Below are 13,960 nucleotides of genomic sequence, written 5' to 3' on the forward strand. Positions count from 1 at the left end.
ATTTAGGAATGGCGGGCGAGCAGCGCGCGGGCCGCCTCGCTGTGGTGGCCGATCAGCTGGGGCAGGTCGAGTCCGACGATCTGCCCGTCGAGCACGCGCCAGGTGCCTCCGACCATCACGCGGTCGGCGCGCTCCGCGCCGCACAGCAGCAGTGCGGCGACCGGGTCGTGGCTGCCCGAGAAGCGCAGCTCGTCGAGCGTGAACATGGCCAGGTCGGCCTGCTTGCCCGGTGCCAGCACGCCGATGTCGTTGCGCCCGAGGGCGCGCGCGGATCCCGCGGTCGCCCAGTCCAGCGCGCGTTCCGGCGTGACGGATGCTGCGCCGTAGCGCAGCCGCTGCAGGTAGAGCGCCTGGCGCACCTCCTGGATCATGTTCGAGCCGTCGTTCGAGGCGGAGCCGTCGACGCCGAGCCCGACCGGCGCGCCGGCTTCCTCGAGCTCCACCGCGCGGGCGATGCCGGAGGCCAGACGCATGTTCGAGGTGGCGCAGTGCGACACGGCGGTGCCTGCCGCACCGAGACGGGCGATCTCGGCGTCGTCGAAGTGGATGCCGTGCGCGAGCCAAGTGCGATCCGAGAGCCAGCCCACGCTCTCGAGGTAGTCCACCGTGCGCAGGCCGAACATCTCGCGGCAGAAGTCCTCCTCGTCGAGCGTCTCGGCGAGGTGGGTGTGCAGGCGCACGTCGCGCCGGGCTGCGAGGTCCGCTGTGTCGCGCATGACGCCGGTGGTCACGGAGAACGGCGAGCAGGGCGCAAGCGCGATCTGCACCCGGGCGCCCTCGCCTCGTTCGTGGTACGCGCCGATCAGCCGCTCGCTGTCGGAGAGGATCGTGTCGGCATCCTGAACGGTGGTCTGCGGCGGCAGCCCGCCGTCCTTCTCGCCGAGCGACATCGATCCACGCGTCAGCGTGGCCCGCATCCCGAGGCTGCGCACGACCTCGACCTGCACGTCGATGCCCTCCTCCAGCCCGTTCGGGAACAGGTAGTGGTGGTCGGCCGCGGTGGTGCATCCGGAGAGCAGCAGCTCGGCGAGCGCCGCGGTGGTCGCGAGCTCGAGGTCGCGCGGGGTCAGCCCCGCCCACACACCGTAGAGCCCCTTCAGCCAGGGGAACAGCTCGGCGCTGACGACCGGCCGCCAGGCCCGAGTGAGGGTCTGGTAGAAGTGGTGGTGCGTGTTGATCAGGCCCGGGATGATCACGTGGCGCGAGGCGTCGACGACCTCGTCCACCGGCTGCGAGGGCTCGCCCCCGACCGGGACCGTCTCGAGCACGCGGTCGCCCGCGATGACGAGGCCGCCGCGGGCGTCGGCGCTGTCGCCGGTGTGGATGCCGAGCGGGTTCTTCAGCCAGATGCTGCGCTGCGGTGCGGACATTGTGGTGGCTCCATCCTTGGATCAGCGATGCCGGGCACGCCGGCGATGGTGTGCCAGCTCAGTTCAATCCCTGTCTGCTGATCCAGGGGCCTCCGGCGCTGGAAGCTCCTCAAGGTCTATCACGCGCCACTCCGCGCCGTCAACGATTTATTCCGAAATGCGGATGCATCATTCCGGACAACGGAATCATTTGAGGTCACTCCCATCCATCGCCACGGCGATGGATCCCCGGCATGCCGCGCCCTCCCATGACGGATCCGACCCATCTCCCGAGGCGGATCGACCGACCACCCCTAGCATCGGCACCATGACCGCCCTCTCCCGCCGCACCAGGGCCGGCTACGCCCTCGGCGGCATCGCCTCCGGCACCTACGGCACCGTGCCCGGGCTGATCCTCATGCCGTTCCTCACCGACCTGCTCGGCGTCGAGGCGGCCATCGCCGGCATGATCGTGTTCGCCCCGAAGGCCTGGGACTTCCTCCTCAACCCGATCGCCGGGCGCATCAGCGACCGCTCCCGGCATCCGCGCGACCGGCGCCGGCCGTTCATCCTGCGCGCCGGAATCCTGCTCGCCCTGGCGTTCCTCGCGATGTTCTTCGGTCCGACCGCACCTCCGGTGGCCGCGGCACTCTGGGTGCTCGTGCTGTTCCTCGCCTCCGCCACGGTGTACGCGTTCTTCCAGGTTCCATACCTGGCGATGTCGGCCGAGATCACCGACGACTACGCCGAGCGCACCCGGCTGGTCACGTGGCGGGTCATCGTCTTCACGCTCGCGATCCTCGTCTCCGGAGCGACCGCCCCCGCGCTCGTCGGAGCGCTCGGCGGCATCGCGGGCTACCGCGTCATGGCCGCGACCATGGCGGTGCTCATCCTGGTCGGTGCCTTCGGGGTGTGGTGGGGCACTCGCCGGGTGCCGCTGACGCGCACCGAGGACGCCGGCGGGCAGCTCTTCGGACAGCTCGCCATCGTGCTGCGCGACCGCGACGCCCGCACGCTGATCGTGTCGTTCGTGCTGCAGGCCGTCGGCATAGGCATGGTGCTCGGCGGCGTCGTCTACGTCGCCCGCCACGTCGTGCACGACCCGTCGGTGGCGACCCTCGCGTTCATCTGCTTCGTGGCCCCCGCCGTCGTGCTCACCCCGCTCTGGTCGGCGCTGGGGCGGCGGATCGGCAAGAAGAGCGGGTTCGCGGTGGCGACCGTCGTCATGACGGCCGGGCTGCTGGCACTTCTCACCGCTCGCAGCGGCGACGCGACCCCGATGCTCATCGCCGCCGGCGTGGTCGGCATCGGCTACGCCGGGGCGCAGCTGTTCCCGCTGGCGATGCTTCCCGACCTCGCCGCCGAGGACGCACGACGCAGCGGCACCAACCGGATCGGCATGATCTCGGGAGTGTGGTCCGGCTTCGAGCTGCTCGGCTACGCCTTGGGACCTGCTGCGCTCGGCCTCGTGCTCAGCATCGGCGGGTACGTCGCCTCGGCCGGCGTCGAGATGCCACAGTCGGACTCCGCGCAGTGGGCGATCGTGCTGGGAGTGTCGGTGATCCCCGCCGCGCTGTGTGCGATCAGCCTGGTGCCGCTCTCGCGCTACCGCCTCGACGCCCGGCTGCGCTCCGCCACCGTCCGGGGCCGCTGACCCGGCGCGCTCACCAGCGCAGCGGCACCCGCCCGGCCGAACGCCCTTCCGCGTCGAGCAGATGCCCGTTGCGCTTGATGCTGCGCAGCACCGTCCAGCGGTCGACGACCTCGACCTCGCTCCCCCATGACATCTCGATCCGCTGCAGATCGGTGAGCGAGCGCGCCCGCACGCACACGAACAGCGGGGCGCGTCCGACGAGGATGCCCACACGATGCGCCTCAGGGAGCCGTGCGGCGAGCCCGGCCGCCCCGTCGGCATCCGCCGCCCGCGCCCAGAGCACGGCCCCGCGGCGGTACCCCGCCGCGGGCATCGCCAGGTCGCAGCCCAGCCGCAGCTGCCCGGCGAAGACCGCGCGATCCACGGTGCGCCTGGCCGTCGCCTCGGAGACGCCGAGAGCCTTGGCGACGGCGGCGGCGGGCATCCGCGGGTCATCATCGAGCACCTCGGCGAGTTCGGCGACGACGTCGGGACGGGGCGGGCGCGCCTCGTCGGGCCGCCCGGCGTCGCGCAGCACGCGCTGCTGCTGACGGGAGAGCACCCGCAGCCGCCACTCGGAGTCCTCGGCGATGATCGCCGCGGCGACGTCCATCCGCCGCACCCGCGCACCCAGCGCCGCGATCTCGCGCACCCGCTCCCCGAGCAGCGGGAGTCCGCCCGCGCCCGCGACGAGCGCCAGGCATCCGGCCGACGTCTCGTCGAGGCTGAGCGCCCAGGGCCTGGCGGCGACCTCGTCGATCACGGCGGGCGTCGTGCGCGGGTCGAGCAGCACGACCGCGACGTCGGTGGTCGACGACCACCGCTCCGGTGTCGGCCATGCGGTCAGCCACGCGAGCGACTCGTCGCGCAGCGCCTGCCAATGCCGGGCCACTGTGGCCGCATCGGCGCCGACGGCTGCGGCGACACGGGTCCACGGCGCCCGCGCATCGATCTGCAGGGTGTGCACGATCGCGAGATCGAGTTCGCCCAGCATCCGGGGTCCGTCGGATTCGACAGCATCCATGTGACGAATCGTAGGAAGCCGGGCGCGAGATCTGAAGGATTCGAGGCGCGACAGGCCGAGCATCCGCCCTCTCCCTAGCCTCAGAGCCATGAGCATGACCGAAGAGGCCATCTTCACCACGATCGAGGATCTCGTCGCGATGGCGCCGCGCGCGACCGGGACGCCCGGCGGCGAGCGCGCCGCGCACTACGTCGAGGATCGCTTCGCCGCGGCGGGGCTCGACACCGAGGTGCTCGAGGTGCCGTCGTTCTCATGGCGGGCGGACTCCTGCGCGGTCGAAGTCGGCGGCGAGGCGGTCGCCTGCTCGCCGATCCTGCATTCCGCGCTCCCGGCGCACGACTGGACCGGCGCGGCGGAGCACGACCTCCGCGCCCACGTCGTCGACATCGGCGCCGACCGGGTGCGCCGGCACGATGTGCGCGGTGCGATCGTGCTCTTCGACCTCACCTTCGACATGACCGTGGCGCATTCACTGCCGCTCACCCTGTACCTGCACGACCCCGACCGACGCGTGCTGCGCAAGGAAGTGCTGAGCAGCCGCAACCCCTACGTCACCTCCCTCGCGCGCACCATGAAGGATGCCGCGGCCGCCGGCGCTGTCGGGGTGATCGGCGTGCTGCGCGACTACCCCGACTCGCGGAATTACCACAACGAGTACTACCGGCGGACGCTGTTCCCCCTCCCCGGAGCGTGGGTGACCCGCGCCGAGGGCGCGCGCCTGCGCGAACTGCTGCGCCGAGAACCGGCGGCGCGGCTCGCGCTCACGGTCACGCGCACAGAGGTGGTCTCGCGCACGGTGATCGGCGTGCTCCCCGGGCGCACCAGGGACGCCGTGATGATCCAGTCGCACCACGACTCGATCGGCCCCGGTGCGGTCGAGGACGCCTCGGGCACCGCGGAGGTGATCGCCCTGGCCGAGCACTACGGCGCCGCCGCAGCAGCCGGCATCGAGCGCGAGAAGACGCTGCTGTTCGTGACCTTCGACACGCACTTCACCGGCTACCAGGCCCACCGCGCGTTCGCGACCCGTCATGTCCTGGCCGCGGATGCCCCCTGGAACATCGTGCTGAACGCGACCGTGGAGCACATCGGACTGCGGGCGGTCGAGGGGCGCGACGGCGGCTTCGCCTCCACCGGCGAGACCGAGCCGCGTGGCATCTTCGTCAATGTGAGTCCCGCGTTCACCTGGCGCATCGGCCGGGCCGTCCGGCGCCACGGGCTGCACGGCACGAGCCTGATGGGCGCCGGGCTGCTTGAGCTCTTCGCCGGGGGCATCCCCACCGACGCCTCGTTCACCTTCGTCAGCGGCGTGCCGACGGTGAGCCTGATCTCGGGCCCGCTCTACCTGTACGACGACGCGGACACGATCGACCGCATCGACCGCGCCCAGCTGGTGCCGGTGGCGCGCTTCTTCGCCGACGTCGTCGACGACGCGGAGCGCCGCGACGGGCGCAGGCTCGGTGTGCTGCCCGCCGGCCTGCGCCGCCTGCTGCCGCGGGGGCGCTGGTGAGGAGCAGGGTCGTCGCCTTCCCCGCGACTTCGATCGACGGGGCGGCGCAAGAGCAGACGGGTCAACTGCAGGTGCCGTCGGGCGCTGCCCCGGCAGGCGGCTGGCCGGTCGTCGTGTACGGGCACATGACCACGGGCGGCTCGCCGCGCTCGGCCCCCAGTGCCGGCGGGCCCTCGCATCGGGAGTGGCGGCGCATGTCGCAGGGCGACGCGCTGTGCGCGGCGCTCGTCCACCGCGGGATCGTCGTGCTGCGGCCCGACTACGAGGGCATCGGCGGCCCCGGTGCCCACCCCTACCTGATCGGCTCTTCACTGGCGGCGTCGATGACCGCGATGCTGCGCGCCCGCGACTCGTTCAACGCCCGGCTGGGCGATACCTGGGTCGCCGCCGGCCATTCCGAGGGAGCGGTGGCGGCGCTGCACGCCTCTGTGGCTTCGGAGGCCGACGAACGCACCCGGCTGGTGGGAACCGCCGCGTTCGCCCCCGTCACCCGGATGGATCTCAGCATCCGTGCCGCCCGCCGGGTGCCCGGCCGCTACCCGGGGTCGGGCGTGGTCTCGGCCCTGATCGCCCTGATGCTGAGCGGGGCCGCGACGACCGACGCGCGGATGCGGGAGCTCCTCGCCGCGGACGGCCTGAGCACCCGCGCCGCGGAGCGCCTGCCCGACGTGGACCGGCTGTGCCTCACCGAGCTCGCGGCCGCGGAGTCCTGGGGCGGGATCGCGCCGTCCCGTATCGGCGGCCCCAGGGGGCGGGAGCTGTTCGCCCTGTTGGATGCGTCGTTCCGCGCGAACGAAGTGGCGGGCCTGACCGGTTTCCGCGCGCCGGTGCGCATCGACGCCGCCCGCTTCGACGAGGTCGCCCCCGCTGCGCTCTCTGCGCGGCTGCTGCGCACCTACCGCCGCGCCGGCGTCGCCCTGACCTCGCGGTGGTGGCCGACGCACCACTCCGGAACGATGCATCCGCAACACGCCCCGTCGGAGGCGGCCGATTGGATCGCCGCACGGCTCAGGGCGAGCGCCTGATCAGCAACCACGGGCCTGGGACGACGGATGCCGCAGACCGATCGGTCTGCGGCATCCGTGCGAAGGGGCGTCAGGCCGCAGCGCTGGTGAGCACCAGACCCGATCCGTCGGCCGCGACATCGACCCGCACCGTGTCGCCGTCGTGCACGTTGCCCGACAGCAGCGCGGTGGCGAGACGGTTCTGCACCTCGGTCTGGATGAGGCGGCGCAGCGGCCGGGCGCCGAACACCGGGTCGTAGCCGCGCTCGGCCAGCCAGGTGCGGGCGTCCGGGGTGACGGCCAGTTCGAGCCGGCGGTCGTGCAGCCGCCTCTGCAGCTGGTCGACCGACAGCGACACGATCTGCGCCAGGTCGTCCTCCGACAGGGCCTGGAACATCACGATGTCGTCGAGCCGGTTCAGGAACTCGGGGCGGAACGACTGCCGCACCAGCGCCATCACCTGCTCGCGCTTCACCTCCATCGACATGGTGGGGTCGATGAGGATCGGCGAGCCGATGTTGCTGGTCAGGATGAGGATGACGTTCGAGAAGTCCACCGTTCGGCCCTGGCCGTCGGTGAGCCGCCCGTCGTCGAGCACCTGCAGCAGCACGTCGAACACCTCGGGGTGCGCCTTCTCGACCTCGTCGAGCAGCACCACGCTGTACGGACGCCGCCGCACGGACTCGGTCAGCTGGCCGCCCTGCTCGTAGCCGACGTACCCCGGAGGGGCACCGACCAGACGCGAGACGGAGTGCTTCTCGCCGTACTCGGACATGTCGATGCGCACCATGGCGTGCTCGTCGTCGAAGAGGAACTCGGCGAGAGCCTTGGCCAGCTCGGTCTTGCCGACGCCGGTGGGGCCGAGGAACAGGAACGAACCGGTGGGCCGTCCGGGGTCGCTGATCCCCGCACGCGACCGTCGCACGGCGTCGGAGACGGCCTTCACGGCATCCTTCTGACCGATCAGCCGCCTGCCCAGCTCGTTCTCGAGATGCAGCAGCTTCTCGCTCTCGCCCTGCAGGAGCCGGCCGACCGGGATGCCGGTCCACGCGGCGATCACGCCGGCGATGTCCTCGTCGGTGACCTGCTCGTTGACCATGCGGCCCTCGCTGGAGACTGCCTGCTCGGCCTGCTCCGCCTCGGCGATGTCGCGCTCCAGGCGCTTGATGGTCTCGTACTCGAGCTTCGACGCCTTCGTGTAGTCGGCGTTGCGCATGGCGAGATCGCGCTGGGTGATCGCGTCGTCGAGCTGCTTCTTCAGCTCGCCCACGCGGTTCAGGCCCTGGCGCTCACGCGCCCAGCGGGCCTCGAGGCCCGCGAGCTCCTTCTCGAGCGCGCCGAGCTGCTCCCGCAGCGTGGCCAGCCGCTCCTTCGAGGCGTCGTCCTTCTCCTTCTTGAGGGCGAGCTCCTCGAGCTTCATCCGGTCGACCTGGCGCTTGAGCTCGTCGATCTCGACCGGTGAGGAGTCGATCTCCATCTTCAGCCGCGACATGGCCTCGTCGATGAGGTCGATCGCCTTGTCCGGCAGCTGGCGGCTCGGGAGGTAGCGGTTCGACAGCGCCGCCGCGGCGACGAGCGCGCTGTCGGCGATCGTCACTCCGTGGTGCGCCTCGTACCGCCCCTTGAGCCCGCGCAGGATGGCGATGGTGTCCTCGACGGAGGGCTCGCCGACGTACACCTGCTGGAAGCGGCGCTCGAGCGCCGCGTCCTTCTCGATGAACTCGCGGTACTCGTTCAGCGTGGTGGCGCCGATCATGCGCAGCTCGCCGCGGGCGAGCATCGGCTTGAGCATGTTGGATGCCGCGACCGACCCTTCGCCACCGCCCGCGCCCATCAGCACGTGCAGCTCGTCGATGAATGTGATGACCTTGCCGTCGGACTCGGTGATCTCCTTGAGCACGCTCTTCAGACGCTCCTCGAACTGGCCGCGGTACATCGCGCCGGCCACGAGGGCGGAGATGTCGAGACTGATCAGCTCCTTGTCCTTGAGCGATTCGGCGACGTCGCCCGCGACGATGCGCTGGGCGAGGCCCTCGACGACGGCGGTCTTGCCGACGCCGGGCTCGCCGATGAGCACGGGGTTGTTCTTGGTGCGTCGGGTGAGCACCTGGCTCACCCGACGGATCTCACCGTCACGGCCGATCACCGGGTCGAGCTTTCCCTGACGGGCACGATCGGTGAGGTTGATGCCGAACTGCTCGAGCGCGCTCTGCTGCTCTTCCTGCTGCTGACTGGGGTTGGTCATTCCGTTCCTCCTGAGGAGACTCCTTATCAAAGTTGAGTTGGGATGACTCAACTTTAGCATCTTGACCCCCGCGATTCCAGCGCCTAATATGTCCATTGGTCAGAACTGACTTTCCGAATCCCGGAAACTCGATGAAGAGAGGGAGCGTCATGCCGCACATCGATGCCTGCAGCCCCTCTTCCGAGCGCCCCTTCGCCTGGGGCAACTGGTACGCACACGGCGCCTGAGCAGGCCCGGAATCCCCCACGATTCCGAGCTGCCCCGTCCACGCCGCAGCGGCGTAGACTCACCGCATCCGCGCGCGCCGTCTGATCAGCCCGCCGGAGCGGGAACCTCGGGATCTCCAGATGGCACGTGAGGACGTGCCGCCAGCGCGCTTCGGCGCAGGACCTGAGGAGACACAGGATGACTGACATCGCTGTCACCGTTCCCGCCGTGAAGGTGAACGGGCAGAGCCGCCCCTTGGACGGGGTCGCGACTCATGCGACGGCACTGGACTGGCTGCGCGACACGGGCCTGTCCGGAAGCAAGGAGGGCTGCGCCGAAGGCGAGTGCGGCGCCTGCGCGATGCTGCTCGCGACCCCGGACGCCGACGGCGGCACGGCCTGGACCCCGGTGAACGCCTGCCTGGTGCCGGTGTACGCGCTGGACGGCCAGGAGATCGTCACCGCCGAGGGCCTCGGCACCGTGGACGACCTGCACCCCGTGCAGGAGAAGCTCGCCGAGGCCGGCGGATCGCAGTGCGGTTACTGCACCCCCGGCTTCGCCTGTTCTATGGCGGCCGAGTACTACCGCCCCGACCGCACCCCCGTCGCCGAGGACGACGAGACCTGCCCCGTCCACGACGCCGAGCACGGCCCGAACGGGTTCGACCTGCACGCCCTGAGCGGCAACCTGTGCCGCTGCACCGGGTACCGCCCGATCCGGGATGCCGCGTACGCGCTGGGCTCCCCCGAGGCGGACGACCCGCTGCAGCAGCGTCTCGCGGCACCCGCTCCCGCACCGGCCGCGACCGACGCCGTCGTCGACGGTTCCCGGTTCCTGCGCCCCTCCACTCTCGCCGAGACGCTGCGCATCCTGCGTGAGGAGCCCACCGCCCTCGTCGTCGCCGGCTCCACCGACTGGGGCGTCGAGGTGAACATCCGCGGCAGCCGCGCACCGTTCGTCGTCGCGATCGACCAGCTCGACGAACTGCGCGGCCTCACCGAGACCGACGAGTACGTCGAGATCGGCGCGGCCCTGCCGCTGTCCGAGGTGGAGCGCCGACTGAACGGCCGCATCCCGCTGCTGGCGAAGCTGTTCCCCCAGTTCGCCTCGCGCCTGATCCGCAACCGCGGCACCTTCGGCGGCAACCTCGGCACCGGATCGCCGATCGGCGACACCCCGCCGGCGCTGCTGGCCCTGGACGCGCGGCTCGTGCTGGCATCCGCGGACGGCGAGCGCGAGGTCGACCTCGCCGAGTACTTCACCGGTTACCGCCAGTCGGTGCGCGCGAAGGACGAGCTGATCACCGCCGTGCGCATCCCGCTGCCGCTGGCCGCGTACACCGCGTTCCACAAGATCGCCAAGCGCCGCTTCGACGACATCTCCTCGGTGGCGATCGGCTTCGCGCTCGACGTCGAGGGCGGCGTCGTGACCCGCGCACGGATCGGCCTGGGCGGCGTCGCCGCCACGCCGCTGCGCGCCCGTGCCACCGAGGAAGCCCTCATCGGGCGGCCGTGGGACATCACCACCGTCAAGGCGGCGTCCGCCGTGCTGCAGGGCGAGGGCACGCCGATGTCCGACCACCGCGCCAGCTCCGACTACCGGTCCCACATGCTGGGCACCGCACTCCTGAAGCTCTACAGCCAGACCGTCATCGCATCGAAGGAGGTGTCGGCATGAGCGCTCTCGCCGACCGCCCCGAGAACCCCGTCGTCGGCCGGCGCGCCGCACACGAGAGCGCCGCCCTGCATGTCACGGGAGCGGCGATGTACACAGACGACATCGCGGAGCAGACCGCGGGAGTGCTGACCGCGTGGCCGGTGCAGTCGACGAACGCGCACGCGAAAGTCACGATCGACGTCGCGCCGGCCTACGACGTGCCAGGCGTCGTCCGCGTGCTGACCGCCGATGACGTACCGGGACTGAACGATGCCGGCATCCGCAACGATGAGCCGCTGTTCCCGAGCGAGGCCATGTTCTACGGTCACGCGCTGGTCTGGGTGCTGGGCGAGACGCAGGAGGCCGCGCGCCTCGGCGCCGCCGCCGTCACCGTCGAGTACGAGCCGCTGCCCTCGCTGATCACCGTGCAGGATGCCCTGGAGGCGCAGTCCTTCCAGGGCACGCCGCGCACCGTGCAGCGCGGCGACGCAGCCGCGGGCCTCGCCGCATCCGCCCACGTCTTCGAGGGCGTGACCGAGTTCGGCGGCCAGGAGCACTTCTACCTCGAGACGCACGCCTCGTTCGCGGTGCGCGACTCCGAGGGGCAGTACTTCATCCAGTGCTCGACCCAGCACCCCACCGAGACCCAGGATCTGGTCTCGCACGTGCTCGGGATCCCGGCGAACGAGATCACCGTGCAGTGCCTGCGCATGGGCGGCGGCTTCGGCGGCAAGGAGATGCAGCCGCACGGGTTCGCAGCGATCGCGGCACTCGGCGCGAAGCTCACCGGGCGCCCCGTTCGGCTCCGCCTGAACCGCACGCAGGACATCACGATGACCGGCAAGCGACACCCCTTCCACATCGCATGGAAGGTCGGCTTCGATGAGGACGGCCTGCTGCAGGCCCTCGACACCACTCTGACCTGCGACGGCGGATGGTCGATCGACCTGTCCGAGCCGGTGCTGGGCCGCGCCCTGTGCCACCTGGACAACGCCTACTGGATCCCGAACGTGCACGCCTACGGGCAGATCGTGAAGACCAACAAGACCTCGAACACCGCGTATCGCGGTTTCGGTGGGCCGCAGGGCGTCTTCCTCATCGAGGACATCCTGGGCAGGGTCGCCCCGACCCTCGGCATCGATCCGCTCGAGCTGCGCCGGCGCAACTTCTACAAGCCCGGCCAGAGCACGCCGTACGGTCAGCCCGTCAAGGACGCCGACCGCCTGGAGACGATCTGGGGCCAGCTCTCGGGTGAGGCCGACGTCGCGGCACGCCGTGACGAGATCCGGGCGTTCAACGCCGCGAGCCCGCACGTGAAGCGGGCCCTGTCGATCACACCGATCAAGTTCGGCATCTCGTTCAACTTCGCCGCGTTCAACCAGGCCGGCGCGCTCGTGCACGTCTACAAGGACGGCTCGATCCTCGTCAACCACGGCGGCACCGAGATGGGCCAGGGGCTGCACACGAAGATGCTGCAGGTGGCGGCGACCGCGCTCGGCGTCGACCTACACCAGGTTCGCCTCGCACCGACCCGCACCGACAAGGTGCCGAACACGTCCGCCACGGCGGCATCCTCCGGCGCCGACCTCAACGGCGGCGCGGTGAAGAACGCCTGCGAGCAGATCCGCGATCGGCTCGCGAAGGTCGCCGGGCGCATGCTCGGCGTCGACGAGCGCGACGTGCGCTTCGGCGGCGGCTACGCCACCGCACTCGGCGCACCGGTGAACCGCGTGTCGTGGGCCGAGGTCGTCAAGGCCGCGTACTTCCAGCGCGTGCAGCTCTTCGCCGCCGGCTACTACCGCACCGAGGGCCTGCACTGGAACCCGGAGATCATGCAGGGTTCCCCGTTCAAGTACTTCGCGTACGGCGCGGCGGCCACCGAGGTCGAGGTGGACGAGTTCACCGGCGCCTACCGGGTGCGCAGGGTCGACATCGTTCACGACGTGGGCGACTCGCTCTCGCCGATGCTCGACATCGGGCAGATCGAGGGCGCCTATGTTCAGGGCGTCGGCTGGCTCACCCTGGAGGAGCTGCGCTGGGACGAGACCGACGGTCCGCACCGCGGCCGCCTCCAGACCCAGTCCGCGTCGACGTACAAGCTGCCCAGCTTCTCGGAGATGCCCGAGCAGTTCCACGTGCGGCTGTTCGAGAACGCCAGGGAGGAGGGCGCCGTGTACGGCTCGAAGGCCGTCGGCGAGCCGCCGTTCATGCTCGCGTTCAGCGCCCGCGAGGCGATCCGGGATGCTGTGGCGGCCTTCGGCCCCGCGGGGCACTCGGTCGAGCTGGCGTCCCCGGCGACGCCCGAGGCTGTGTTCTGGGCGGTCGAGACCGCCCGTGCCGCGGCATCCGCGGCATCCGGAACCGACCTCCTCGACGCTCAGGTCGCAGGTGATCCCGCTCTGACGCGCGCATAGCGGGACGAGCTGCGACCCGAACGGAGGATCATGGACTGGCTGGACGCCCTGCGCGACCTGCGTGACTCCCGCACCCCCGCGGTGATCGTCACGCTCGCCATGGTGCGCGGGCACGCGCCCCGCAACGGCGGCGCGAAGATGGTCGTCTCGCCGGAGCGGATGTTCGGCACGATCGGCGGCGGGAACCTCGAGGCGACCGCCGCCGATCGTGCCCGCGCCATGCTGGCCGCGGGCTCGGCCGAGCCCGAGCTGCTCACGCTCACGCTGAGCGACAGAGCGACGACCGACTACGGCGTGCAGTGCTGCGGAGGAGAGGTAACCATCATGCTCGAACCCGTCCGCGTCGTGCCCTCGGTGGCCGTCTTCGGCCTCGGCCACGTCGGCATCGAGCTGGCACGCATCCTGTCGCGGCACGAGCTCGACCTGCATCTGGTCGACTCCCGCACCGAGATGCTGGATGCTGCGCGCCTGGAGCCGGTGCGCACCGGCGCGGTCGCCCGGGTGCAGGTGCACCACGCGCCCGTGCCGGAGGCCGCACTGGCGGAGATCCCGGCCGGCGCGCATGTGCTGGTCATGACGCACGACCACGTCGAGGACCTCGCGATCGTCGATCAGGCGCTGCGCTCGGATGCACCGGCGTCCATCGGCCTGATCGGATCGGCGTCCAAGTGGGCCCGGTTCCGCAAGAAGCTCGGCGAGGCGGGGCACTCCCCCGCCGACCTGGAGCGTGTCACCACGCCGATCGGCGTTCCGGAGGTCTCCGGAAAGCAACCGGCCGTGATCGCCGTGAGCGTCGCGGCGCGAATTCTCCAATTGATCGAGGAGGCCGCGCCGGCGGCATCCGCCTGAATTCTTTTCGGCATTTCCCGCGGTGAAATCCACCGCGGGATATTTCGCATTATCTTTCATGCGGAATAT

At 70.9% G+C, this 13,960-nt stretch carries 9 protein-coding genes; 6 read left to right on the forward strand and 3 right to left on the reverse strand.

Annotation, left to right across the window (positions count from 1 at the left end; translation table 11 throughout):
• Positions 1 to 2 precede the first annotated feature (2 nt).
• Positions 3 to 1,370, reverse strand: coding sequence for an 8-oxoguanine deaminase (locus DY023_RS16810; protein WP_116243493.1), 1,368 nt, complete (start codon positions 1,368 to 1,370; stop codon positions 3 to 5).
• 307 nt (positions 1,371 to 1,677) lie between these two features.
• Here DY023_RS16810 and DY023_RS16815 point away from each other — a divergent pair, with 307 nt between their 5' ends.
• Positions 1,678 to 3,003, forward strand: coding sequence for an MFS transporter (locus DY023_RS16815; RefSeq protein ID WP_116243494.1), 1,326 nt, complete (start codon positions 1,678 to 1,680; stop codon positions 3,001 to 3,003).
• Positions 3,004 to 3,013: 10 nt separating this feature from the next.
• On the opposite strand, the gene DY023_RS16820 is transcribed toward DY023_RS16815, so the two are convergent.
• A complete protein-coding gene (locus DY023_RS16820; RefSeq protein WP_181905887.1) occupies positions 3,014 to 4,006 on the reverse strand; it encodes an AsnC family transcriptional regulator in 993 nt (330 codons plus the stop codon).
• Positions 4,007 to 4,094: 88 nt separating this feature from the next.
• Between DY023_RS16820 and DY023_RS16825 the strand changes: the two genes are divergently transcribed.
• Entirely contained in the window at positions 4,095 to 5,516 is a 1,422-nt protein-coding gene (locus tag DY023_RS16825; RefSeq protein ID WP_116243496.1) for a M28 family peptidase, read from the forward strand.
• Complete coding sequence (locus DY023_RS16830) at positions 5,513 to 6,541, forward strand: alpha/beta hydrolase family protein (protein ID WP_116243497.1); 1,029 nt, start codon at positions 5,513 to 5,515, stop codon at positions 6,539 to 6,541. Before DY023_RS16825 ends, DY023_RS16830 begins: the two co-directional genes overlap by 4 nt.
• A 70-nt stretch (positions 6,542 to 6,611) precedes the next feature.
• On the opposite strand, the gene DY023_RS16835 is transcribed toward DY023_RS16830, so the two are convergent.
• Positions 6,612 to 8,765: an ATP-dependent Clp protease ATP-binding subunit gene (locus DY023_RS16835; protein ID WP_116243498.1), complete on the reverse strand. Its 2,154-nt coding sequence runs from the start codon at positions 8,763 to 8,765 to the stop codon at positions 6,612 to 6,614.
• A gap of 405 nt (positions 8,766 to 9,170) precedes the next feature.
• Between DY023_RS16835 and DY023_RS16840 the strand changes: the two genes are divergently transcribed.
• The 3 genes from DY023_RS16840 to xdhC are packed head-to-tail and all read left to right on the forward strand — an operon-like array spanning position 9,171 to position 13,891.
• A complete protein-coding gene (locus tag DY023_RS16840; protein WP_116243499.1) occupies positions 9,171 to 10,649 on the forward strand; it encodes a xanthine dehydrogenase small subunit in 1,479 nt (492 codons plus the stop codon).
• Positions 10,646 to 13,042, forward strand: coding sequence for a xanthine dehydrogenase molybdopterin binding subunit (gene xdhB, locus DY023_RS16845; protein ID WP_116243500.1), 2,397 nt, complete (start codon positions 10,646 to 10,648; stop codon positions 13,040 to 13,042). Before DY023_RS16840 ends, xdhB begins: the two co-directional genes overlap by 4 nt.
• A gap of 30 nt (positions 13,043 to 13,072) precedes the next feature.
• A complete protein-coding gene (xdhC, locus tag DY023_RS16850; RefSeq protein WP_116243501.1) occupies positions 13,073 to 13,891 on the forward strand; it encodes a xanthine dehydrogenase accessory protein XdhC in 819 nt (272 codons plus the stop codon).
• Positions 13,892 to 13,960: the final 69 nt, after the last annotated feature.

Source organism: Microbacterium bovistercoris, from assembly GCF_003387575.1.
GTDB classification, from domain to species: Bacteria; Actinomycetota; Actinomycetes; order Actinomycetales; family Microbacteriaceae; genus Microbacterium; species Microbacterium bovistercoris.